The organism is Amycolatopsis sp. N2S4-7 (assembly GCF_058119595.1).
In genome coordinates this window covers 649,513-672,973 of the sequence record NZ_CP172299.1, presented here as the reverse complement: position 1 = coordinate 672,973, position 23,461 = coordinate 649,513, and the positions used below count along the sequence as shown (strand labels likewise).

At 71.4% G+C, this 23,461-nt stretch carries 16 protein-coding genes; 3 read left to right on the top strand and 13 right to left on the bottom strand.

The window, feature by feature from the left end:
• On the bottom strand, positions 1–1,518 hold the full coding sequence (gene glpK / locus ACH54P_RS03170; protein ID WP_489910801.1) for a glycerol kinase GlpK: 1,518 nt from the start codon (positions 1,516–1,518) through the stop codon (positions 1–3).
• A 14-nt stretch (positions 1,519–1,532) separates the two neighbouring features.
• Complete coding sequence (locus tag ACH54P_RS03165; RefSeq protein WP_489910800.1) at positions 1,533–2,354, bottom strand: MIP/aquaporin family protein; 822 nt, start codon at positions 2,352–2,354, stop codon at positions 1,533–1,535.
• Positions 2,355–2,508: 154 nt separating this feature from the next.
• On the opposite strand from ACH54P_RS03165, the gene ACH54P_RS03160 reads away from it, so the two are divergent.
• Positions 2,509–3,276 (top strand): IclR family transcriptional regulator, encoded by a 768-nt coding sequence (locus tag ACH54P_RS03160; RefSeq protein WP_489910799.1) that lies wholly within the window; start codon positions 2,509–2,511, stop codon positions 3,274–3,276.
• Positions 3,277–3,286: 10 nt separating this feature from the next.
• A complete protein-coding gene (gene glpK, locus ACH54P_RS03155) occupies positions 3,287–5,236 on the top strand; it encodes a glycerol kinase GlpK (protein WP_489910798.1) in 1,950 nt (649 codons plus the stop codon).
• On the opposite strand, the gene ACH54P_RS03150 is transcribed toward glpK (ACH54P_RS03155), so the two are convergent.
• Positions 5,233–6,357, bottom strand: a complete 1,125-nt coding sequence (locus ACH54P_RS03150) for an acyl-CoA dehydrogenase family protein (protein ID WP_489910797.1) — start codon at positions 6,355–6,357, stop codon at positions 5,233–5,235. The genes glpK (ACH54P_RS03155) and ACH54P_RS03150 overlap by 4 nt on opposite strands.
• A gap of 29 nt (positions 6,358–6,386) precedes the next feature.
• Complete coding sequence (locus ACH54P_RS03145; protein ID WP_489910796.1) at positions 6,387–7,217, bottom strand: substrate-binding domain-containing protein; 831 nt, start codon at positions 7,215–7,217, stop codon at positions 6,387–6,389.
• A 248-nt stretch (positions 7,218–7,465) separates the two neighbouring features.
• Between ACH54P_RS03145 and ACH54P_RS03140 the strand changes: the two genes are divergently transcribed.
• Entirely contained in the window at positions 7,466–8,908 is a 1,443-nt protein-coding gene (locus tag ACH54P_RS03140; RefSeq protein ID WP_489910795.1) for a DUF1996 domain-containing protein, read from the top strand.
• Between the two features lie 58 nt (positions 8,909–8,966).
• Here ACH54P_RS03140 and ACH54P_RS03135 read toward each other — a convergent pair whose 3' ends face one another.
• The 9 genes from ACH54P_RS03135 to ACH54P_RS03095 all read right to left on the bottom strand — a co-directional run bounded on the left by ACH54P_RS03135 (position 8,967) and on the right by ACH54P_RS03095 (position 23,437).
• Complete coding sequence (locus ACH54P_RS03135) at positions 8,967–11,015, bottom strand: glycoside hydrolase family 2 protein (protein ID WP_489910794.1); 2,049 nt, start codon at positions 11,013–11,015, stop codon at positions 8,967–8,969.
• Positions 11,016–11,029: 14 nt separating this feature from the next.
• A complete protein-coding gene (locus tag ACH54P_RS03130) occupies positions 11,030–11,722 on the bottom strand; it encodes a glycoside hydrolase family 12 protein (protein WP_489910793.1) in 693 nt (230 codons plus the stop codon).
• 134 nt (positions 11,723–11,856) lie between these two features.
• Complete coding sequence (gene mmsB / locus ACH54P_RS03125) at positions 11,857–13,077, bottom strand: multiple monosaccharide ABC transporter permease (protein ID WP_489910792.1); 1,221 nt, start codon at positions 13,075–13,077, stop codon at positions 11,857–11,859.
• A complete protein-coding gene (gene mmsA, locus ACH54P_RS03120; RefSeq protein ID WP_489910791.1) occupies positions 13,074–14,594 on the bottom strand; it encodes a multiple monosaccharide ABC transporter ATP-binding protein in 1,521 nt (506 codons plus the stop codon). The genes mmsB and mmsA overlap by 4 nt, the downstream gene beginning before the upstream one ends.
• Positions 14,591–15,694: a multiple monosaccharide ABC transporter substrate-binding protein gene (chvE, locus tag ACH54P_RS03115; RefSeq protein ID WP_489910790.1), complete on the bottom strand. Its 1,104-nt coding sequence runs from the start codon at positions 15,692–15,694 to the stop codon at positions 14,591–14,593. Before chvE ends, mmsA begins: the two co-directional genes overlap by 4 nt.
• Positions 15,695–15,711: 17 nt before the next feature.
• Positions 15,712–17,220 carry an L-arabinose isomerase gene (gene araA / locus ACH54P_RS03110; RefSeq protein ID WP_489910789.1) on the bottom strand — a complete coding sequence of 503 codons (1,509 nt, stop codon included), beginning with the start codon at positions 17,218–17,220 and terminating at the stop codon, positions 15,712–15,714.
• 16 nt (positions 17,221–17,236) lie between these two features.
• A complete protein-coding gene (locus ACH54P_RS03105) occupies positions 17,237–17,914 on the bottom strand; it encodes an L-ribulose-5-phosphate 4-epimerase (RefSeq protein ID WP_489910788.1) in 678 nt (225 codons plus the stop codon).
• Positions 17,914–19,542 (bottom strand): ribulokinase, encoded by a 1,629-nt coding sequence (gene araB / locus ACH54P_RS03100; RefSeq protein ID WP_489910787.1) that lies wholly within the window; start codon positions 19,540–19,542, stop codon positions 17,914–17,916. The genes ACH54P_RS03105 and araB overlap by 1 nt, the downstream gene beginning before the upstream one ends.
• A 70-nt stretch (positions 19,543–19,612) precedes the next feature.
• Positions 19,613–23,437 (bottom strand): LamG-like jellyroll fold domain-containing protein, encoded by a 3,825-nt coding sequence (locus tag ACH54P_RS03095; RefSeq protein ID WP_489910786.1) that lies wholly within the window; start codon positions 23,435–23,437, stop codon positions 19,613–19,615.
• Between the last annotated feature and the right edge of the window lie 24 nt (positions 23,438–23,461).

The following is a 23,461-nucleotide window of genomic DNA, read 5'->3' as shown; positions in this document are numbered from 1 at the left end:
TCACTGCACGTCGACCCAGTCGAGCGTGCGGCCGACGGCCTTCTGCCAGCCCGCGTAGCCCTCGGCGCGCTGCTCGTCGCTCCACGACGGCGTCCAGCGCTTGTCTTCGTTCCAGTTCTGCTCGAGCTCGTCGGTCGAGGACCAGAACCCGACGGCCAGCCCGGCCGCGTAGGCGGCGCCGAGCGCGGTGGTCTCGGCGACGACCGGCTTCGACACCGGCACGCCGAGGATGTCCGCCTGCAGCTGCATGCACAGCTCGTTGGCGGTGACGCCGCCGTCCACCCGCAGGACGTCGAGGGTGACGCCGGAGTCGTTCTGCATCGCCTCGACGACGTCGCGGGTCTGGTAGCAGATCGCTTCCAGCGTCGCCCGCGCGATGTGGGCGTTCGTCGTGGCGCGGGTGAGGCCGACGATCGCGCCGCGGGCGTCCGAACGCCAGTACGGTGCGAACAGGCCGGAGAACGCCGGGACGAAGTAGACGCCGCCGTTGTCCTCGACCTGGCGGGCCAGGCTTTCGCTCTGGGCCGCGCCGCTGATGATGCCGAGCTGGTCGCGCAGCCACTGGACGGCCGAGCCGGTGACGGCGATCGAGCCTTCCAGTGCGTAGACCGGCTTCTCGTCGCCGAACTGGTAGCACAGCGTCGTCAACAGGCCGTGCTGGGAGCGGACCAGCTCCTGGCCGGTGTTGAGCAGCAGGAAGTTGCCGGTGCCGTAGGTGTTCTTGGCCTCGCCGGGCCGGAAGCACACCTGGCCGACGGTCGCCGCCTGCTGGTCGCCGAGGACGCCGGTGATGGCGACCTCGCCGCCGAGCGGGCCGTCCGCGCGGGTGGTGCCGAAGAAGCCCGGGTTCGACGACGGCCGGATCGCCGGGAGCATCCGCTTCGGGACGTTGAAGAACGACAGCAGCTCGTCGTCCCAGTCCAGCGTCTCGAGGTCCATCAGCATGGTGCGGGAGGCGTTGGTCGGATCGGTGACGTGGACGCCGCCGTCCGGGCCGCCGGTGAGGTTCCAGATGAGCCACGAGTCGGTGGTGCCGAAGAGGGCGTCGCCCTTTTCGGCGTCCTCGCGCACGCCGTCGACGTTCTCGAGGATCCACTGCAGCTTGCCGCCGGAGAAGTAGGTCGCGGGCGGCAGGCCGGCCTTGCGGCGGATGACGTCGCCCTTGCCCTCGCGCTCCAGGGCCGAGGCGATCCGGTCGGTGCGGGTGTCCTGCCAGACGATCGCGTTGTAGTAGGGGCGGCCGGTGCGGCGGTTCCACACGACGGTGGTCTCGCGCTGGTTGGTGATGCCGAGGGCGGCGAGGTCGCCGACGGTCAGGTTCGCCTTGTTGAGCGCGGTGGCGATGACCGAGCGGGTGCGCTCCCAGATCTCGGTGGCGTCGTGCTCGACCCAGCCGGGCCGGGGCAGGATCTGCTCGTGCTCGAGCTGGTGGCGGGCGATCTCGTTGCCGCCGTGGTCGAAGATCATGAAGCGGGTGCTGGTGGTGCCCTGGTCAACCGCGCCGACGTAGTCAGGCATGGGGTGCTCCTTGCTCAGTTGGCGGGCTCGAGGTCCTTGGCGGGCATGGCGTCCAGCGGGTCCCCGGCGGGCAGGAACCGCTCGATCAGGTACTTGTAGATCGCGCCGCCGACGAGGGCGCCGATCACCGGGCCCACGATCGGGATCCACCAGTAGGGGAAGCCGTACTGGTCGGACCACGCCGTGTCGTAGCCGGTCAGCCAGGACGCCAGGCGCGGGCCGAAGTCGCGGGCGGGGTTGATCGCGTACCCGGCGTTCGTCCCCCAGGCCATGCCGATGGCGACGACGAGGAAGCCGACGACGACCGGGGCCAGGTTCGCGCCCGGCGAGGTGTTGCGGAGGTCGGTGATGGCGAAGAGGACGATCAGGAGGATCGCGGTGCCGATGATCTGGTCGCGGAAGGCGCCCCAGTCACCCACCGGGAGGGTGCCGTTACCCGGCAGGGTGGAGAACACGCCCTGGGTCTTGATCGTCAGGCCGGGGTCCTTGGCGTTGAGCACCTCGGTGTAGTTCCAGCGCACCAGCATGGCGGCGAGGAACGCGCCGGCGGTCTGGGCGAGGGCGTAGGGGGCGACCTTGCGCCACTCGAAGCCCTTGAACACGGCGAGGGCGATGGTCACGGCCGGGTTCAGGTGCGCGCCGCTGATCCGCGAAGCGACGTAGACACCGAGCGTGACGCCGAGGCCCCAGGCCCAGGCGATGCTGTCGTGGTCCCCGATGCCCGCGGCGGCGACCTGCGCCACCACCCCGCACCCGAACAGGATGAGGATCATCGTCCCCACGAACTCGGCGGCCATTTCGCCGCCGAGCCCGCGGGCCTTGAGGTTTCGCACCATTGCTTTCCTCCACAAAGGACCGTTCGTTCCCCCTGGTGGATGAAAGCTAGGTTCGCTCCCGGGGAGGGTCAACGGACACCGGTCGGCATTGTCGAACGCCCGATGTGGATGTTCGACATTGTCGAATCGGGGCCGGTCGGGTTAGGGTCGCGCCGTGCCCGGTCCGATCCAGTCCATCGAGCGCGCCGCCGCGATCCTGCGGTTGCTGGCGCGCGGCACGGGCCGTCTCGGCGTCGGCGAGATCGCCGACGCCCTCGAGCTGGCCAAGGGCACCGCGCACGGGATCCTGCGCACGCTGCAGGGCGTCGGGTTCGTCGAGCAGGACCGCGACACCGGCAAGTACCAGCTCGGCGCGGCGCTGCTGCACCTGGGCACGAGCTACCTCGACGTCAACGAGCTGCGGTCCCGGGCCATCAACTGGGCCGACGCGCTGGCCGCGCGCAGCGGCGAGGCGGTCCGGATCGGCGCGCCCCTCGAGGGCCGCGTGCTCGTGGTGCACCACGTGTTCCGGCCGGACGACAGCCTGCAGACCCTCGACGTCGGCACGCTGCTGCCGCTGCACGCGACCGCGCTCGGGAAAGTCCTGCTGGCCTACGACACGGCTCTCGTGGCATCGTTGCGCACCGGCGAACCGGAGGCCTACACCCGCCGGACCCTGGTCACCCAGACCGCGATCAAGCGCGCCTGCGCCAAGGTGCGCGAGGCGGGCTGGGCGGCGGAGAACGGCGAGATGATCTCCGGCGAGGCCGGCATCGCGGCCCCGATCCGCGGCCACGGCGGCATCGTGGTCGGCGCGATCGGGGTGTCCGGCTCGGTGGAGCGCATCTGCGAAGCCGACGGCGGCCCGAGCCCCCGGCTGCTCGGCCACGTGCGCGACGCGGCGCGCGCGGTCTCCCGCGACCTCGGCGCGTCCCGATGGTGAAGGGAGGACCATGGTCCAGCGGTACGTGATGTCCATCGACCAGGGCACCACCTCCACCCGCTGCATCCTGTTCGACGCGCGGGGCCGGCTCGTGTCGGTCGTGCAGCGCGAGCACCACCAGCACTTCCCGCGGCCGGGCTGGGTCGAGCACGACGCCGTCGAGATCTGGCGGAACCTGTCCCGGATCGTGCCGCAGGCGCTGGCCGACGCCGGGGCGGGCGCCGAGCAGGTCGTCGGCCTCGGCATCGCCAACCAGCGCGAGACCACGGTGCTGTGGGACCGGCACACCGGCAACCCGGTGGGGCGGGCGATCGTCTGGCAGGACACCCGCACCGACGCCATGCTCGAACAGCTGGCGCGCGAGCCGGGCGCCGACCGCGTCCGGCAGCTGTGCGGCCTGCCGCTGGCGACCTACTTCTCGGCGCCCCGGATCCGCTGGCTGCTGGAGCGCACACCGGGCCTGCGGGAGCGCGCCGAGCGCGGCGACGTCCTCTTCGGCACCATCGAGAGCTGGCTGATCTGGAACCTGACCGGCGGCTCCGAGGGCGGCGTCCACATCACCGACGTCACCAACGCCTCGCGCACCATGCTGATGAACCTGCGCACGCTGAACTGGGACGACGAGCTCCTGGAGTTCTTCGACGTCCCGCGGGCGATGCTGCCCGAGATCCGGTCGTCGACCGAGGTGTACGGGACGACGTCCCGCGTGGTGCCCGGCATCCGGATCGCCGCGGCCCTCGGCGACCAGCAGGCGGCGCTGTTCGGCCAGACCTGCTTCGCGCCCGGCGAGGCGAAGTGCACGTACGGCACCGGCAGCTTCCTGCTGCTCAACACCGGGTCGACGCCGGTGCTGTCCACCCACGGCATGCTCACCACGGTCGGGTTCAAGATCGGTGACGAGCCCGCGGTGTACGCGCTGGAAGGCTCGATCGCCGTCACCGGGTCACTGGTGCAGTGGTTCCGCGACGGGCTCGAGCTCATCGGCAGCGCGCCCGAGATCGAGACGCTCGCGAAGACGGTCGAGGACAACGGCGGCTGCTACATCGTGCCCGCGTTCTCCGGCCTGTTCGCGCCGCACTGGCACAGCGAGGCCCGCGGCGTGATCGCCGGGCTGACCTCGTACATCACGAAGGGCCACCTCGCGCGGGCGGTGCTGGAGGCGACGGGCTGGCAGACCCGCGAGGTCGTCGACGCGATGAACGCCGACTCCGGGCTCGCGCTCTCGACGTTGAAGGTCGACGGCGGGATGACCGCCGACAACCTGCTGATGCAGTTCATCGCCGACGTCCTCGACGTGCCGGTGGTCCGCCCGATGGTGGCGGAGACGGTGTCGCTCGGCGCGGCCTACGCGGCGGGGCTGTCCGTGGGCTACTGGCCGGACCTGGAGGGGCTGCGGCGCAACTGGCACCGGGCCGGCCAGTGGCTGCCGGCGATGGACCCGGCCCGCCGGGACAGCGAATACGCGCACTGGCGCCAGGCGGTGGAGCTGACGTTCGGCTGGATGCGCCCCGGCCCGGCGGCGGTCGCGCCGGGCTCGGACCTGGTCGAGGTCCTGCTGGCCGACCACCGGCGGTTCGAGCAGCTCTTCCGCGACCTGCGCAACGCGGAAGCCGACCGCCCCGCCCTGGTCGCGGAGCTGTCGGCCCTGCTGGTCGCCCACGCGACGGCGACCGAGCGGATCGTCCGCCCGGACGCGCCGGGTGCCCCGTTCGCCGACAACCTGCTCGCGGTCCTCGAGGCCGACGACTCCGACAAGGCGTTGCTGCGCTTGGAGAACGCGGTCGACGCGCACATCCGCGGCGAGGAACGCGGACGCCTCAACGACCTGCGGCGCACGATGTCCACTTCGGACCGGACAGGTCTGGGGCGGGCGTTCGTGGCGGAGCGCCGCCGCCAGCTGGACCTGGGCTGCGGCGAGGCGGAGCACATCCGCGAGCTGGGCGACCGGCTGACGCTTTAGAGGTACCCGGGGAACGGCCGGCCGCCGAGGAACACCGCTCCTGCCGCGTCGTACATTCCTTCGCCCAGGAACGCGTGCTGCGGTACCACCGCCGCGTCGCGCAGGTGCCGCTGCAGCGGGTGGTCCGCCTCGATCGCCGCCGTGCCGCCCAGCTGGTAGGCCGCTTGGACCACGGCGAAACCCACCCGGGCCGCGTGGGCCGCGGCCAGCCGGAGCAGGCTCACCTGCTCCGGGCCCGGCCGGTCCGCCGACGCCGTCTCCCACGCCTCTTCGGTCGCCTCGTAGAAGAACGCGCGGGCCGAACGGAGGTCCGCCTCGGCTTTCGCGAGGGTGATGCGGGCGTACGCGCGGTCGGCGAGCACCGGGCCGCCGGTGAGGCCCGCGCGGCCCGCGCCGAAGCCCGTCACGTGGTTCAGGGCCGCGCGGGCGATGCCGAGGTTGACCACCGCCAGCACCTGCGCCGCGTAGGCGAGCGCCGGGTAGCGGTAGAGGGGCTCGTCGATCGTGGCCGCGCCGCCGCGGACGAACGTCCACTCCGCCGGGACGAACGCGCCGTCCACCCGGAGGTCGTGGCTGCCCGTGCCGCGCAGCCCGACCGCGTCCCAGGTGTCGACGACCTCCGCCTGCGCGGCCGGCACCACCGCCGTCCGCGGGCGGCCCGCGGACCCCGTTCCGATGCCGACGCCGAGGTAGTCGGCCGCGAGGCAGCCGCTGGCCAGGCGCCACCGGCCGCGGACGCGGAACCCGCCCGGCACCTCTTCGGCCGGCTGCACCGGGAAGAGCGCGCCGGCGAAGACGACGTCGGGGCCGTCGGCGTAGAGCCGGGCCTGGGTCTCCGGCGGGAGCGCGGCGAGGTAGACGCCCGACGAGCCGAAGCTCGCGACCCAGCCCGCGGAACCGTCCACTTCGGACATCCGCTCGACCATCCGGAGGAACTCCGCCGGCGGCAGGGCGTCCCCGCCGAAGCGCTCCGGGGTCGTCGCGCGGTAGAAGCCGGCGAGGCGGAACTTGTCGACGACGTCGCGCGGCACGTGCCGCAGCCGGGTGAACTCCGCGGCCCGGCCGGCCACCTCCGCCAGCGCCGCGTCGAACGCCGGCGATGTCCCCCAGGTGTCCGCCATGGGCTCAGCCTAGGGGATTTCCGGGTCGTTCAGGCGCGGCTGGGGCGGCTGCTCTCCCGCACCACCAGCTCGGCCTCCACCGGGCCGCGGACCGGGGGCGCCACGCCGGCGATGTGGGCCGCGAGCGCCGCGAGGGTCTGCCGGCCCGCCGCCACGAAGTCCTGGCGGACCGTCGTCAGCGGGGGCTCGAAGTAGGCCGCCTCGGGCACGTCGTCGAACCCGACGACGTGCGCGTCGCGCGGGACGCGCATCCCCGCTTCGGTGAACGCCGCGAGCAGGCCGAGAGCCATGTGGTCGTTGGCGGTGAACACCGCGCGCACCCCCGGTTCGACGGCCAGGGACTGCCCGGCCCGGTACCCCGAGCGGGCCGTCCAGTCGCCGCGGACGACCGGGGGCACCTCCGCGCCGTGGCGTTCCAGGGTTTCCCGCCAGCCGCGCTCGCGGGCGCGGGCGATCGGCCCGTTCTCGGGGCCGCCGAGATGCCAGACCGTCGGGTGCCCGAGCTCGAGGAGGTGCTCGGTGGCCCGGCGCGCGCCTTCGCACTGGTCGGCGGACACGGCCGGCACCAGCGGGATCCCGGCGGCCGGCGCCGGTTCGGCGAGGGAGTGCGGGTCGAGCACGACGATCCCGGCGACGCCTTGCAGCCGCAGGCCGGTCACGGCGGCCGGCACCGCCGCCCCGCCGGGCCCGGGCACGCTGAAGACGATGAGCGCGTACCCCTGCTCGCGAGCGGCCGCGCGGAGGCCGTTCAGGACCGGCCCCGACGCGGCGGACCCGGTCGCGACGACGCCGAGCGTGCCCCGGCGGCGGAGGGCCGGCGCGCGGAGCGGGCCGTCGGGACCTGCGTCGTCCGGGGGCATGCGCCGATGTTAGCGATCACATCCCCGGACGTGAACCTCCTTCACCTTCCATAAATAACGAACCGGTAACGGCGGAAGGGCGGCTTGAACCGGCCCCCGTTCCGGGCCGTTTCTGCCAATGCCGGAACCAGTGACACCCGGACGCGGTCCCCGACCTTCCGCGCCCGGTGGCACTCCCCCGGGTTCCGCGCGTCTCCCCGGGCACGCAGCTGTCTTCGGCGTGCCCGGAAAAACCGAACGAGGTGAACATGGCCCGGAAAATCCCCCGATCCCCCGCCACGGGCAGACATCGCATCAGCCGCCGCACGAAGATCGCGACCGGCGGCCTCGCCCTCGCGATCGCGGTGGGCGGCATCGTCGTCGCGACCACCGCCGGCCGCACCGGCGAGGCCAGCGCCGATCCCGCCGACGCGTCGTTCTTCCTCGACATCGCGAAGGTGCCCGCCGGTGTTAACGTGAACAAGGCGCAGCAGAAGGGGGCACGCGGCACGTTCACGGTGGACTGCGGCCGCAACGAAAACCAGCACTTCAACCCCGACAACTTCATCGCCCAGCCCGGCATCCGCAACGGCGCCCAGCACCTGCACGACTACGTCGGCAACCTCTCCACCAACGCCGACTCCAACAACAAGAGCCTCGTCAAGGCCGGCACCACCTGCAAGAACGGCGACAAGTCCGCCTACTTCTGGCCCGTCGTCCGCATCGACACCGGCGAAGAGGAGAAGAACCCGCCCGCCACGCAACCCGACCGCGCGGGAAGCGCGCAGGACAAGGCGAGCACCCAGGTCGACTGCCCCGACGTCGCGAGCAAGCTCCCCGACGTCCCCGACCAGGCCATGGACGAGGTGAACCGCAACCTCGACCTGCTCGACAAGCAGATCGACGAGGCGAACAAGCGGATCGCGAACGGCGACCTCAAGACCCCGCAGGACGTCCAGAACGCCGTCGTCGGCCCCCTCAAGGACAAGCGGGCCGCCACCATCGACCGGATCGCCATCGCCATCGGCCGCCGGGCCGCGAAGCCGACGAACCTGGGCGGGCTCGCGCAGTGCGCGCTCAAGCAGAACGGCCAGGGCGGCCTCGACAACGGCGGCCAGAACAGCGGCGGCCAGGCGGGCGAACTGCCCGGCGTCAACGACAAGAACGAGATCGCCGACAACGACGGCGAGATCCAGCGCGTCCGGTCGGCGACGATCACGTTCACCAGCGGCGGCGCCGCCAAGGTCGTCGCGATGCCGCAGTTCCTGCGCATCCTCTACGGCGACGCCAAGCAGAGCACCAACGGCCCGGCCAACGCCCGGCCCAGCTGGACCTGCACCGGGTTCGAGGACCGGCTGACCGACCACTACCCGATCTGCCCGCAGAACAGCAGGGTCGAGCGCATCCACGCCTTCCCGAACTGCTGGGACGGCAAGAACATCGACAGCGCGAACCACCGCACCCACATCGTGTTCGCCGACCAGCAGGGCAAGTGCCCCCAGGGCTTCAAGAACGTGCCCCAGCTGGTGATCAAGCTGGTCTACGACATCCCGCACGACATCCAGGTCAAGGGCCAGTACAAAGTGGACGCCTTCCCGCAGGAGAACCACAACCCCCGCTCGGACCACGACGACTTCGCCAACGTCATGGGCCAGCGCCTGATGAACCAGGCCGTCAACTGCATCAACACCGGCAAACGCTGTTCGCAGTGACCGGCTGACCACCCGTGGAGGCCACCGGCAAGGACTCAGCGTCCTCACCCGGTGGCCTTCACGGCTGCCGGACCCAGGTCACCGTGTCGGTGCGCACCCGGCCGTCCTGGACCGAGGTCGCCCGCACCACGTTCGGCCCCGGCCGCAGGGCGACCCCGGACCAGACCGCGACGTGGCCGGCCGGCACGCGGGTGCCGAGCGGGACCCCGTCGACGGTGAGGCTCACCGGCGCGGTGCCGGCGTAGACCTTGACGTCGGTGGTGGCCGTGGTCCGGACGGTGTCGCGGGCGGAGGTGATGTGCAGGACCGGCCGCGCCGACCAGTTCGCCTGGTACCAGTAGAAAGCGTCCTTTTCGGTCAGGCGGTCGGCGGTGACCAGCCCCTTGTCGTTGATCCCCGGCCGATCGCCTTCGTTTCGCCCGTCCGAGGCGAAGTCGAACATGACCCAGACGAAACTGCCCCACAGGTACGGCCGCGCCTCGAGCGCGCGCCACGAAGCCTCGGCGACCTCCGCCTGGTACTCCTCGGGGTGCCAGTGGCCGCCGGGCGGCGGCGGCACGGGGTGCTGCTCGTGCTGCCGGACACTCGCGCCCGCCCCGTATTCGGAGACCGAGATCCGGCGACCCGGCTCGGCCCGGTGCAGCTCGTCCGCCCAGCCGCCCAGGTTCGCGGCGCCGGGGAGGTACCAGCCGTAGTACCGGTTGTAGCCGGTCAGGTCCGCGTGCCCGGCGAGGGCGTCGGTGTCGGACAGGCAGCAGTGGGCGTAGGTCGTGAGCCGGTCCGGGTCGTCGGCGCGGAACACGGCCTGGACCGCGGCGAGCACGGCGTTGGCGGCCGGGCTGGAGACGTACTGCTCGTTGCCCAGGCCCCACAGCGCCACCGACGGGTGGGCGGAGTTCTGCCGGACCAGCTCGTGCGCCTGCGTCCCGGCGTTCGCGGTGAAGGCCGGGGAGCCGGTCACGAACCCGACCAGCGGGACCTCCGTCCACACCACCAGGCCGAGCCGGTCGGCGAGGTCGTATTCGCGCGGCGAGTGCTGGTAGTGGGCCATCCGGACGGCGTTCGCGCCCAGCTGCGCGATCAGCGCGTAGTCGGCGTCGATGTCGGCGGGACCGACCGCGGGGCCCCGGTCCGGGCGGCTGGGCAGCTGGGTGTTCACGCCGTGCAGCGGGTACGGGACGTCGTTGAGGAAGAACCCCCGGGCGGGATCGGCGGCGAAGGTGCGCAGTCCCAGGGGGACGGTCACTTCGTCCCCGCCCGCCGACGCGGTGACCGAGTACCGGTACGGGTCCCGCACCCCGTTCCAGCGGTGCGGGTCGCGCACGCGCACGGCCGAGGTCACCGGGACGGTCCGCCCCGGCTCCACGGTGACCGCGGTGGCCGCGACCGCCACCACGCGCCGGGAAGCGTCCCGCACCACCGTCCGGACCGGGATCCGCCGCGGCACCGGCGAGTCGTTGGTGACCCTGGTGGTGGTTTCGAGGTCCGCCGCCGTCGCGGTCAGCGCCTTCTGGCGGACGTAGACGCCCGGTCCGCCGTAGTCGAGGGCGTCCACGTGCACCGGATCGGTGACGATCAGCCGCACGTCGCGGTAGAGGCCGCCGAACAGGGTGAAGTCGCCGTCGAGCGGGGCGACGTCCGGGTTCTTCCGGTTGTCGACCGCCACGGCGACGGGCACCGTCCGCCCGGCGGGCGCGAGACCGGTGACGTCGAACCGGAATCCGGAGTAACCGCCCTCGTGGCGGCCCGCGGGCCGGCCGCCGACGTACACGTCGGTGACCAGGTTCGCGCCGTCGAACTGGAGGAAGACCCGGTGGCCGCCCGCGGGGACGGCCAGCCGGGTGCGGTACCACCCGACGTCGCGCCGGTAGTCGCCGCCGCCGTCCGCGCCGTCGGCGGCGTTCCAGGTGTGCGGCAGGGAAACCGGGGTCCACGCCGAGTCGTCGAAGCCCGCGGCCGCCGCGCCGGGGACGTCGCCGAGGTGGAACTTCCAGCCGGTGGCGAGCACCGTCTCGGCGCGGGGCCCGCCGGGTGGCGCCGCCACGGCCACGGGCACGCAGAAGCAGCACAGCAGCGCGGTGATCACCGCGAGCGCGAGCCGGCGCACGCCACCCTCCCCGTTCAGGACGCGCTGACGGAGTAGCTGTTGGTCGTGAAGTTCAGGCCGCCGGCGGAGGAGGTGATCTCGAAGCCGAACTGGACCTCACCGAGGGTCACGTCCCCGAACCAGCCCCGCGCGCGGATCCAGTTCAGGACCGCGAGCACGTCGACCGTGCCGGAGTTCGTGTTCGACGTCCGCACGAACGAGAACACCGCGTTCGAGCCGTTCGATCCCTTGTAGACGTCCCAGGTGTGGCCGCCGACGGTCGCCGTGGCCTGCTTGGTGCCGAGCGGCCCGACCGCGCCCTGCTTGTTCATCCACAGCATGGTTTCGTAGGCGTTGTTGTCCGCCCAGATGTCGTAGGCGGTTTCGTAGGCGCCGCTTCCGGGGCGGTTGACGGAGAAACTGCTGGAAACCCGGCCGAGCGCGCTCAGCTTCTTGCCGACGTTCTTCGCCGAGTGCGGGTAGGTCTTCACCCCGCCGGTGTTCGGCTGGTCCGACCAGACACCGAAGTTCGAATACGAATTCGCCCAGATGGTCTGGGGGCCGGCACCGCTGCCCCAGACGTCGTTGCGGACGGTGTAGCCGCCGTTGGACCAGGTCGCCCATTTGTCGGAAGACGACCACGTGGCCGCGGTCGCGACACCGGCCGAGGCAGCCACCGAAGCGGCCACGGTCAAGGAAACCACAAGGGAACGCACGACATTGCGCATAAGGGAGGTCCTCCGCTGGTGAGGGATTCACCAGCACTATGTACGTCCCGTTACCGCCGGGTCAAGCAATTCGAGAACTTCGAAAAAGAAAGGGGCTTTCCCGTCGAACGGGAAAGCCCCTTTCGACGCGGGACTCAGGAAGCCGCGCGGCGTTTCGTCCAGATGTCGTACGCCACGGCCGCCAGCAGCACGACGCCCTTCACCAGCATCACCCGCTCGCTCGGGGCGCCGATCAGGGACATGCCGTTGTTGATCACGGCCATGATCAGGCCGCCGGTGATCGCGCCGACGACCTTGCCGACGCCGCCCTGGACGGCCGCGCCGCCGATGAACGCCGCCGCGATCGCGTCGAGCTCGAAGTTGACGCCGGCCGTCGGGCCCGCCTGGTTGAGCCGGCCGGCGAAGATGATGCCGGCCAGCGCGGCCAGCACGCCCATGTTGACGAAGATCCAGAACGTCACCGACTTGACCTTGACCCCGGAGAGGGTCGCGGCCTGCAGGTTGCCGCCGACGGCGTAGATGTGCCTGCCGAACACCGACTTCCCGGCCACCAGCGAGTAGCCGATCACCAGCACCGTCAGCAGGATGAGCACCCACGGCAGGTTCTTGAACCGCGCCAGCTGCACGACCAGCGCGAGCACCAGCACCGCGATCCCGGCGATCTTGAGCACGAAGACGCCGAGCGGGTCGACGTCCTGGCCGTAGCCCACGCGCGCCGAGCGCTTCCGCCACTGGGTGAACGCGATCCCGGCGACGGCCGCGACGCCGGCGAGCAGCGAGACCAGGTCGGCGCCGCCGAGCGGGCCGAGGCCGATGTTGCCGAGGTAGCCGTCGGTGAAGCCGTTCGACAGCGTGCGGATCGCGTCCGGGAACGGGCCGATGCCCTGGTTGCCCAGGACCGTCAGGGTCAGCGCCCGGAACGCCAGCATGCCGGCGAGCGTCACGATGAACGCCGGGATGCCGAAGTAGGCGACCCAGTAGCCCTGCCACGCGCCGATCGCCGCGCCCACGGCGAGGGTGATCAGCACCGCCCAGAACCACGGGACGTGCGAGTTCACCATCAGCACCGCCGACACCGCGCCGGTCATCGCGACAACCGACCCGGCGGAGAGGTCGATGTGCCCGGAGATGATCACCAGGATCATCCCGATCGCGAGGATCAGCACGTACGAGTTCTGCACGATGATGTTGGAGATGTTCTGCGGCTCCAGCAGCGCACCACCGGTGAGCACCTCGAACAGCACCACGATCAGCGCGAACGCGACGTAGATGCCGCTCTGGCGCGGGTTGATCGAGATCCTCCGCTTGGAGCGCTCAACCGGGGGCACGGCGGGCCGCGCTTCGGTCGTGGTCATTCCCGTTCCTTCGTCATGTACTGCATCAGCAGTTCCTGGGTGGCTTCTTCGCGCTTGGCCTCGCCGGTGATCCGCCCCGCCGAGAGCGCGTAGATCCGGTCGCAGAGCCCGAGCAGCTCCGGCAGCTCGGAGGAGATGACCAGCACGGCCTTCCCCTGCGCGGCCAGCTCGTTGATGATCGTGTAGATCTCGAACTTCGCGCCCACGTCGATGCCGCGGGTCGGCTCGTCGAGGATCAGCACGTCCGGATCGGTGAAGATCCACTTGGCCAGCACGACCTTCTGCTGGTTGCCGCCGGAGAGCTTCCCGGTCACGCTTTGCACGCTCGGCGCCTTGATCCGCAGGTCACGGCGGTACCGGGACGCGGTGTCGTGCTCGGCGTGCTCGTTGACCCAGCCGCGCTTGGCCAGCTTGCCCAGCCCGGCCGCGGACACGTTGCGCTGGATGTCCTCGATCAGGTTGAGCCCGTAGCGCTTCCGGTCTTCGGTGGCGTAGGCGATGCCGTGGCGGACGGCATCCTGCACCGAGCGAACCTCGATCTCCTTGCCGTGCTTGAGGATGCGCCCGGAGATGTCCTTGCCGTAGGACCGGCCGAACACGCTCATCGCGAGCTCGGTGCGGCCCGCGCCCATCAGCCCGGCCAGGCCGACGATCTCCCCGCGCCGCAGCGTGAGCGACGCGCCGTCGACGACAACCCGGCCGGCCTGGGTCGGGCTGTGCACGGTCCAGTCCTCGATCCGCAGGACCTCTTCCCCGATCTCCGGTTCCCGCGGCGGGAACCGGTGCTCGAGGTCGCGGCCGACCATGCCGGTGATGATGCGCTCTTCGGTGAGCCCGGCGGCGCCGAGTGTTTCGATCGTCCGGCCGTCACGCAGGATCGTGACGGTGTCGGCGATCGCCGTCACCTCGCCGAGCTTGTGCGAGATGATCACGCACGTGACGCCCTCGTCACGCAGCCCGCGCAGCAGCTCCAGCAGGTGGGCCGAGTCCTCGTCGTTGAGCGCCGCGGTGGGCTCGTCCAGGATCAGCAGCCGGACCTCTTTGGACAGGGCCTTGGCGATCTCGACCAGCTGCTGCTTGCCGACGCCGAGGTTCTGGACCTGGGTGACCGGGTTTTCGGCGAGGCCGACGCGCCGCAGGAGCGCGCCGGCCTCGTGATTGGTGCGGTTCCAGTCGATCCAGCCGCGCTTGGCCTGCTCGTTGCCGAGGAAGATGTTCTCCGCGATCGACAACTGGCCGCACAGCGCGAGCTCCTGGTGGATGATCACGATCCCGCGCCGTTCGCTGTCGCGCACCGACCCGAACTCGCACCGCTGCCCGTCGAAGTGGATCTCACCGTCGTACGTCCCGTGGGGGTAGACGCCCGAGAGCACCTTCATCAGGGTGGACTTCCCGGCGCCGTTTTCCCCGCAGATCGCGTGGATCTCCCCTTGGCGCACGGAAAGGGTGACGTCCGACAGCGCCTTGACCCCGGGGAAGGTCTTGGTGATCCCGCGCATGCCGAGCAGTTCCGTCATTTCAGCTGACCTGCCGTGTAGTAGCCGGAGTCCACCAGTTCCTTCTGGTAGTTGGACTTGTCCACGGTCACCGGCTGCAGGAGGTAGGAGGGGACGACCTTCTTGCCGTTGTCGTAGTCCTTGGTGTTGTTGACCTCGGGCTTGCCGCCCTTGAGCACCGCGTCGGCCATCTTGACCGTGGTGTCGGCCAGGATGCGGGTGTCCTTGAACACCGTCGAGTACTGCTCACCGGCGATGATCGACTTGACCGAGGCGACCTCGGCGTCCTGCCCGGTGACGATCGGGTAGGGCTGGCCGGCGGTGCCGTAGCCGTTGCTCTTCAGCGCCGAGAGGATGCCGATCGACAGGCCGTCGTACGGCGAGAGGACGCCCGCGACCTTCGCGCCACCGGTGTAGGTCTTGGTGAGCAGGTCCTCCATGCGCCGCTGCGCGGTGGCCGGGTCCCAGCGCAGGATGGCCGCGCGGGCGAAGTCGGTCTGCCCGCTCTTGACCACCAGCTTGCCGCTGTCGATCAGCGGCTTGAGCACGGACATCGCGCCGTTGAAGAAGAACGTCGCGTTGTTGTCGTCCGGCGAACCGGCGAACAGCTCGACGTTGAACGGTCCCGGCCCGGTGCCCAGGCCCTTGACCAGCGAGTTCGCCTGCTCGACCCCGACCTTGAAGTTGTCGAAGGTGGCGTAGTAGTCGACGTTCGGCGAGTTGCGGATCAGCCGGTCGTAGGCGATGACCGGGATCTTGCGGTCGGCCGCCTCCTGCAGCTGGGTGGTGATGGCGGTGCCGTCGATCGAGGCGATGACCAGCAGCTTGGCGCCCTTGGTGATCTGGTTCTCGATCTGGTTCACCTGCGTGGGGATGTCGTTCTCGGCGTACTGCAGGTCGACCTTGTACCCGAGCTTCTCCAGCGCCGACTTGATGTTGTCGCCGTCGTGGATCCAGCGCTCCGACGACTTCGTCGGCATGGTGACGCCGACGAGGCCGCCGGCGGCACCGGCGCTCGAGGACGCCGCCTGGTCGGCGGTCTTCTGGCTCGAGCCGCACGCCGAGAGCGTCAGCACGAGTCCCGCGGCGGCGATCCCCGCGAGTGTTCTGGTGAACTTCATTGTTCCTTCTTCCTTTCTCAGAAGCCCTGGGCGAGGCGGTGGTACGCCTGGTTCCAGCGGATGCGGTCGGCGAAGCCGTGCGGCGTGGTGTCCTTGTCGATCACCAGCAGCTCGACGCCGAGCAGGTTCGCGAAGTCGCGAAGGGTTTCGGTGCTCACGGCCTGGGTGAGCACGGTGTGGTGCGGGCCGCCCGCGGTGATCCACGATTCGGCCGACGTCGACAGCGACGGCGCCGGCTCCCACACCGCGCGGGCCACCGGCAGGTTCGGCAGCGGCTCGTCCGGCTCGACGACCTCGATCTCGTTGGCCACCAGGCGGAACCGGTCGCCGAGGTCGACCAGGCCGAGGGTGACGCCGGGGCCCGGTGCCGCGTCGAAGACCAGGCGGACCGGGTCTTCGCGGCCGCCGATGCCGAGCGCGTGGATCTCGCACGACGGCTTCGCCGCGGCGAGGCTGGGGCAGACCTCCAGCATGTGCGCGCCGAGGATCTTCGGCGTGCCCGGCCCGAAGTGGTAGGTGTAGTCCTCCATGAACGACGTGCCGGCGTCCTTGCCCACGCCCATGGCCTTGACCGCGGCCAGCAGCGCCGAGGTCTTCCAGTCGCCTTCGCCGCCGAAGCCGTAGCCGTCGGCCATCAGCCGCTGCACGGCCAGGCCGGGCAGCTGGCGCAGGCCGCCGAGGTCCTCGAAGTTCGTGGTGAACGCGCCGAACCCGCCGTCGGTGAGGAACTTCCGCAGCCCGGCCTCGATCTTCGCCGCGTAGCGCAGCGACTCGTGCCGCGCTCCCCCGGCGGCCAGCTCCGCGACAACGTTGTAATCCTCGGCGTACTGGGCTACGAGCGAGTCCACCGTGTCTTTTTCGGAAACCTGATCGACCAGTTCGACGAGGTCGTTGACGCCGTAGGTGTTGACCGAGACGCCGAACCGCAGCTCGGCCTCGACCTTGTCGCCTTCGGTGACCGCGACGTCGCGCATGTTGTCGCCGAACCGGGCCAGGCGCAGGTTCCGCAGGTGGTCGGCGCCGATCGCGGCCCGCGCCCACGCGTCGATCCGCGCGACGACGGCCGGGTCGGAGACGTGCCCGGCGACGGTCTTGCGCGGCACGCCGAGCCGGGTCTGGATGAACCCGAACTCCCGGTCGCCGTGCGCGGCCTGGTTGAGGTTCATGAAGTCCATGTCGATGGTGGACCACGGGAGTGCCTCGTTGAGCTGGGTGTGCAGGTGCAGCAGCGGCTTGCGCAGCGCGTCCAGCCCGGTGATCCACATCTTCGCGGGCGAGAAGGTGTGCATCCACGCGATCACGCCGACGCACGCGGCGTCCGCGTTGGCCTCCTGCAGCACCCGGCGGATCGCCGAGGCCTCGGTCAGCACGGGCTTGCCGACGATCTCGGCCGGGAGGCCGCCGGAGGCGGCCAGGAGCTGCTGGATCCGCAGGGACTGGCCGGCGACCTGCTCGAGGGTCTCCTCGCCGTAGAGGGCCTGGCTCCCGGTGAGGAACCAGAGCTGGGGTTTCGACGCGCGGGTCATCGTTCTCCTTGGAAAATCAGTGCTGGCCGTAGACGTTCTGGTACCGGGCGTAGAGCCGGTCGACGTCCTCGGGCGGCAGGGGTTCGGGCGTACCGAGCTCGAAGGCCTTGTGCACGGTGCGGGCCACGTCTTCGACCATCACCGCGGCCTTCACCGCGTCGCGGGCGGTGCGGCCGACGGTGAACGGGCCGTGGTTGCGCATCAGCACCGCGGGCGACCGGCTCGCCCGAAGCGTTTCGACGATGCCGCGGCCGATCGAGTCGTCGCCGATCAGGGCGAACGGCCCGACCGGGATCTCCCCGCCGAACTCGTCGGCGATCATCGTGAGCACGCACGGGATCGCCTCGCCGCGGGCCGCCCACGCCGTGGCGTAGGTCGAGTGCGTGTGCACGACCCCGCCGATCTCCGGCATGTGCCGGTAGACGTAGGCGTGCGCGGCGGTGTCGGACGACGGCGCGAGCTCGCCGTGCACGAGCTCGCCGTGCAGGTCGGTGACCACCATCGAGTCGGCGGACAGGTCGTCGTAGGACACCCCCGACGGCTTGATGACCATCAGGTCCCGGCCGGGCACGCGCGCCGAGACGTTCCCCGCGGTCCAGATGACCAGCGCGTTGCGGGTCAGCTCACCGTGCAGGTTCGCCACCGTCTCCCGCAGTTCGGCGACGGTGTCGAGGACTTCGTCGGTCAGCGACATCAGGACCGTCCTTTCGCGACTTCGCGGCGGCGGGCCGCGAGGCGGTGCATGACATCGTTGCCGCCGCGGCCGAAGTAGTCGTGCAACGCCGTGTACTCGGCGTACAGCTCGTCGTAGGCGGTGACGTGCGCGGGCACCGGCCGGTACACCGCGCGCTGGACCGAGCCCATCGCGGCGGCGGCCACCCGGATGTCCGCGTGGGCCCCGGCGGCGACGGCCGCGTGGATGGCCGAGCCGAGCGCGGGCCCCTGCCCGGAGCCGATGACCGACAGCGGGAGGTTGGTGACGTCGGCGTAGATCTGCATGAGCAGCGCGTTCTTCACCAGGCCGCCCGCGATGATCAGCTCGGTGACCGGGACGCCGGCCTCGTTGAACGTCTCGATGATCTTGCGCGTGCCGAACGCCGTGGCCTCCAGCAGCGCGCGGTAGACGTCCTCGGCGCGGGTCGCCAGGGTCTGCCCGACGATCACGCCGGACAGCTCGTGGTCGACGAGCACCGACCGGTTGCCGCTGTGCCAGTCCAGCGCGACCAGGCCGTGTTCGCCGATCTCCTGCTGGGCCGCCAGCCGGGTGAGCTGGTCGTGCCCGTCGCGGGCGAAGTGCTCGGTGAACCAGCCGAAGATGTCGCCGACACCGCTCTGGCCGGCTTCGTACCCCCACAGCCCGGGCACGATCCCGCCTTCGACCACCCCGCACATGCCGGGGACCTCGCGCAGTTCGGCGCCGTTCATCACGTGGCACGTCGAGGTGCCCATGATCGCCACCATCTGCCCGGGCTCGACGGCCTGGGCGGCGGGCGCGGTGACGTGCGCGTCGACGTTGCCGACGGCGACCGCGATGCCTTCGGGCAGCCCGGTCCAGGCGGCGGCCTCGGCCGACAGCGACCCGGCGCGCGAGCCCAGCTGGCCCAGCGGGTGTTCGAGCTTGTCGGCGACGAAGGTCTCGAAGCCGGGCGCCAGTTCGCGGAGGAAGTCGCGGCTCGGGTACTGGCCGTCCTGCAGGATCCCCTTGTAGCCGGCCGTGCAGGCGTTGCGGACGTACGTCCCGGTCAGCTGCCAGACGATCCAGTCGGCCGCCTCGACCCAGTGCCGCATCGCGGCGTAGACGTCCGGAGCCTCTTCGAGCACCTGGAGCGCCTTGGCGAACTCCCACTCCGACGAGATGAGCCCGCCGTAGCGCGGCAGCCACTTCTCGCCGCGGGTGCGGGCCAGCTCGTTGATCCGGACCGCCTGCGGCTGGGCCGAGTGGTGCTTCCACAGCTTGACGTACGCGTGCGGGTTGCCTTCGAACTCGGGCAGCTCGCACAGCGGCGTGCCGTCCGCGGTTGTCGGCACCATGGTGCACGCGGTGAAGTCGGTGGCGATGCCGACGACGTCGGCCGGGTCGACGCCGGCGTCCCGCAGCGCCGCCGGTACGGCGTTGCGGAGCACTCCGACGTAGTCCGCGGGCACCTGCAGCGCCCAGTCCGGCGGCAGCGCGCGGCCGGTCGCGGGCAGCGTCTCGTCGAGCACCCCGTGCGGGTACTCGAAGACGGCGCTGCCGAGTTCCGCTCCGTCCCGGACGCGCACGATCACCGCGCGGCCCGAGAGCGTGCCGAAGTCGACGCCGACGGTGAGTGGTTCTGACACGGTGTCCTCCCTCCTGGTTGGTGACCGGGACGCGGCGCGGGCGGCGGTGGACGCGCCGCGCCCCGGGGTCTTAGCGGCCGGTGAGGACCAGCGTCGTCACCGAGTTGGCCGGCAACGTCAGCTTCGACGTCGCGGCCAGGCCGGTGATCTCCCTGGTCTGCGGCACGATGGCGGTCGGCGCGGCGAGGCTGTTGCGCCCCGCCGGGTCGCCGGTGAGCGTGGTGAGCGTGCCGGTGCCGTCCACGGCGGTGACGCCGGTGAGCGCCAGCCGGGTGGTCTGCACCTGCGCGGTCGGGTTGACGAGCTTGACCGTGAAGGTCTTCCTTCCGCTCTTCGTGGTCACGTTGACCACCTGCCGCAGGGGGCTGCCCTGGTTGAGGCGGCTGGTCACGATCTGCTTGCCGAGGGTGCTGGAGAACATCTGCTGCACCCAGTACGACGGCGAGCCGTAGCTGCTCCCGGCGTCGAGGCCGATCAGGTTGACCGGCCAGTTGGACTGGTTCTCGTGCACCAGCACCGGCGCGTACATCGAGCCGATGACGACGTCGCTGTTGCGTTCGAGCCCGGTGAGGAACGCGGCCTCGCCGATGGCGGCGGCCAGGGTGCCGGTGGGCCGGCCGTCCTGGGCGCCGTACTCGCCGACGAGGATGTCCGGGCCGGACCGGTCCGCGGTGTCGTAGCGGGTCGAGTTGTCGGTGAACCACTGCGGCGACTGGTAGTAGTGGTCGTCCGCGGCGTCCGGGCGCACCCCGGTCGACGTGCTCGACGCGGCCCCGCCCTGCAGGCCGCCGGTGGTGGCGATGACGGTCAGCTGCGGGTACTTCGCCTTGATGGCGTTGTACATGTCGGTGAACCGCCAGGCGTAGCTGCCCGAGCCGTCGAACCAGTCCTCGTTGCCGACCTCGACGTAGTGCAGGTCGAACGGCGCCGGGTGCCCGTCGGCGACCCGCTTGGCGCCCCAGGGCGTCGAGCTGTCGCCGATGGCGTACTCGATCTCGTCGAGCGCCTCCTGGACGTACTGCGGGTAGTCGGCCTGGTCGACGTGCCGGCCGTTGAGGGTGTAGCCGGCGAACAGGGCCAGGAGCGGCTGGGCGCCGATGTCCTCGGCCAGCTTCAGGTAGTCGAGGATGCCGAAGCCGTCGGTGGACCAGTAGCCCCACGCGGTGTTCTGGTGGCCGGGCCGCTGTTCGAGCGGGCCGATGGTGTTCTTCCAGGCGAACCGCGTGTCGAGGGTGTTGCCCTCGAGGTAGTTGCCACCGGGGACGCGGAACAGACCGAGCTTCATCGCCGCGAGCTTCTGCCCGAGGTCGGCGCGGACGCCGTTGGGCCGGTTCTTGAAGGTCGGCGGGAACAGCGACACCTGCTGGAACCAGGCGTCGCCGGTCAGCGCCGTCTTGCCCTTGTTCACCAGCGACACGACGATCCGGTTGTCGGTGGACGCGGTGATCGTCGACGGCGTGGTGAAGCTGAACGTCTGCTGCGCCCACGCGGCGCCGACGGGTTGGACGTCCTTGCTCGCCAGCACCGTGCCGTCCGGCTTCTCCAGGCTGACCCGGACACCGCCGGTCCAGCTGCCCTTGGCGAAGAAGCTGCCGGTGTACTTGGTGGACGGCTTCGCGGCGACGCCGTAGAAGCCGACGTTGGCGGCGGCCACGCGCCCGGCGGCCGGCACCGCGTCGGCGTGCAGCTTCAGGGAACGGTCGAGCGCGGTGTTCAGCGGGTTGGCGGTGTCGACCGAGTAGGCACCGGTCGCGCCCGCCGAGGTGAGCAGCGACCAGTACGGCACCGGCGTGTTGCCCGCGCCGCTGCCGGGCTGGTAGCCCTCCTTGAACGTGCGGTTGCGGACGAGCTCGGCGTACAGCCCGCCCTCGACCGAGTGGCTGATGTCCTCGAGGATCGAGCCGTAGGTCGTCGGCCGGGTGTTGGCGCGGACCACGTTGGCGTCGACGGCGAGCTGGTTGGCCCCGGCGAGGGTGCCGATCTGCGCGGCGGTCAGCGGGAAGCGGCGCAGCTCGACCTCGTCGATGGCGCCGGTGAAGCCGGACCCGACGGTGAACGGCGCCGCCGCGGTACCCGAGGCCGGGCAGGCGGAGACGTCGAGGGTCGTGCCGGTGGGGGTGCCGCAGGTGCTGGTGACCGCGGCCGCGTCGCCGTCGGCGTAGACGGTGAGCCGCTGCGACGCGCGGTCCAGGACGACGGCGGCGTGGTGCCAGCCGCCGTCGGCGAGCCCGCCGCCGCTCGTGGTCACCTGGATCGTGCCGACGCGCGCAGTGAGCTTGCCGCCGGTCACGCCGAGGGCGTAGCCGTCGCCGTGGTCCACGAGCGTGCCGCCCGAGGTCGTGCGGAACCACGTGGCCAGCGAAAGGGAGCCGGTGCCGGTGTCGAACGCGGGCGAGGTACCCATGTCCACAGTGGACTTGCCGTCGAGCTGCACGGCCTTGCCCGCCGCCCCGGCGGTCCAGGTCGCTCCGCGCAGGGTGCCGTCGGCCGCGTTCGCCGAGGAGTCGTGCGCGACCGTGCCGGTGCCCTCGTCGAAGTGCCACGACCCGCTCGCGGCCAGCGCGGCGACGGCGGACGCGGTCAGCGGCGTCGGGTACGCGCGGACGTCGTCGACGCCTCCGGCGAACCAGTCGGCCGGGTTCCCGGCCCACTTGCCGCGCCCGACGACCAGGTGCCCGGCCGCGGTCCACGGCGTCGTGAACGGGACGCTCTGCTGGAGGGTTCCGTTGACGTACAGGGAAAGCGTGCCGGCCGCGCGGTTGTAGACGCCGGCGAGGTGCTGCCACTGGTCGGCCTGCGCGGGCAGCGTCGACACGGCCGACGACGACGCCGAGTCGCCGTCGGACGCCCGGCGCGTGAAGGCGAACCGGCCGTCGGCGCCGCGCTGGAGGTAGAAGCCGCTGATCGCCGAGCCGTCGACGCTCACCGCGGTCCGGAACCCGGTGGCCGCGGCCGGCTTGACCCACGCGGACACCGAGAAGCTCTGCGCGGTGTCGACGACCGGGGCCGGGACGTCGACCGCGGCGTCGGTGCCGTTCAAGGCGACGCCGTGCGGGCCGACGACGCCGTCGCCCCAGGTCGCGCCGCCGGTCAGGGTGGCGGTGCGGGCGTCGAGGGAGTCGTCGGCCGCGGTGGTGCCGCTGCCCTCGTCCAGGCCCCAGTGCCCGGCGATGGCCAGGCGGGCGGCGTCGGCGGGGGTCAGCGCGCCGGTGTAGGCGCGGACGTCGTCGATCGCGCCGTCGACGAAGTCCACCGGGTTGCCGCCGTACTTGCCGCGGCCGATCACCAGGTCCCCGGTGCCGGCCCAGCCCGCGGGGGCGGCGACGGTGGCCTGGCGGGTGCCGTCGACGTAGAGGGAGAGGGTCGACGCGGCGGCGTCGAACACGCCGGTCAGCTGGTACCACTGGCCGATGGCGGGGTCGAAGTTCGCCGACGCGACGACGCCGTCGGTCGGGGCGTCCCCGGCCAGGCGGGTGAAGGCGAACCGGCGCGAGTCGTCGCGGAACTGGAGGAAGAAGTTGCTGACCTGGGTGCCGTCGACGCTGACGAACGTCTGGTAGCCCGACGTCCTGTCGAGCTTGACCCAGCTGCTGACGGAGAAGCTCTTGGTGGTGTCCAGCACGGGCGCGCCGGCGTCGGCGAAGCCGTTCACCCCGTCGGTGGTCAGCGCTCCGCCGCGCAGGCCCGGGCCCCAGCCCGCGCCGCCGGTGAGCGTCGCGGGGTGGCTGCCCGCGCTGTCGGCGGCCGTCGTCCCGCCGCCCTCGTCGAACGCCCAGTGCCCGGCGAGCGCCGGGTCGGGGTCGGCCGACGCGGCCGGCGCGGCGGCGATCGGGATGCCGGAGCACAGGGCCAGGGCCGCCAGGACGGCCAGGGGCCGCCGGAATCTGCGGAGCATGACTCTCCCTTGAGTGTGAGCGCT

Excerpts from the sequence above, each read along its gene's own strand:
- mmsA (WP_489910791.1), bottom strand. The coding sequence starts at position 14,594 with ATGACGGAACTGCTCGGCATGCGCGGGATCACCAAGACCTTCCCCGGG.
- glpK (WP_489910798.1), top strand. The coding sequence starts at position 3,287 with ATGGTCCAGCGGTACGTGATGTCCATCGACCAGGGCACCACCTCCACC.
- ACH54P_RS03145 (WP_489910796.1), bottom strand. The coding sequence starts at position 7,217 with ATGCCCCCGGACGACGCAGGTCCCGACGGCCCGCTCCGCGCGCCGGCC.
- mmsB (WP_489910792.1), bottom strand. The coding sequence starts at position 13,077 with ATGACCACGACCGAAGCGCGGCCCGCCGTGCCCCCGGTTGAGCGCTCC.
- ACH54P_RS03140 (WP_489910795.1), top strand. The coding sequence starts at position 7,466 with ATGGCCCGGAAAATCCCCCGATCCCCCGCCACGGGCAGACATCGCATC.
- chvE (WP_489910790.1), bottom strand. The coding sequence starts at position 15,694 with ATGAAGTTCACCAGAACACTCGCGGGGATCGCCGCCGCGGGACTCGTG.
- ACH54P_RS03105 (WP_489910788.1), bottom strand. The coding sequence starts at position 17,914 with ATGTCGCTGACCGACGAAGTCCTCGACACCGTCGCCGAACTGCGGGAG.
- ACH54P_RS03165 (WP_489910800.1), bottom strand. The coding sequence starts at position 2,354 with ATGGTGCGAAACCTCAAGGCCCGCGGGCTCGGCGGCGAAATGGCCGCC.
- ACH54P_RS03130 (WP_489910793.1), bottom strand. The coding sequence starts at position 11,722 with ATGCGCAATGTCGTGCGTTCCCTTGTGGTTTCCTTGACCGTGGCCGCT.
- ACH54P_RS03150 (WP_489910797.1), bottom strand. The coding sequence starts at position 6,357 with ATGGCGGACACCTGGGGGACATCGCCGGCGTTCGACGCGGCGCTGGCG.
- glpK (WP_489910801.1), bottom strand. The coding sequence starts at position 1,518 with ATGCCTGACTACGTCGGCGCGGTTGACCAGGGCACCACCAGCACCCGC.
- ACH54P_RS03095 (WP_489910786.1), bottom strand. The coding sequence starts at position 23,437 with ATGCTCCGCAGATTCCGGCGGCCCCTGGCCGTCCTGGCGGCCCTGGCC.
- araA (WP_489910789.1), bottom strand. The coding sequence starts at position 17,220 with ATGACCCGCGCGTCGAAACCCCAGCTCTGGTTCCTCACCGGGAGCCAG.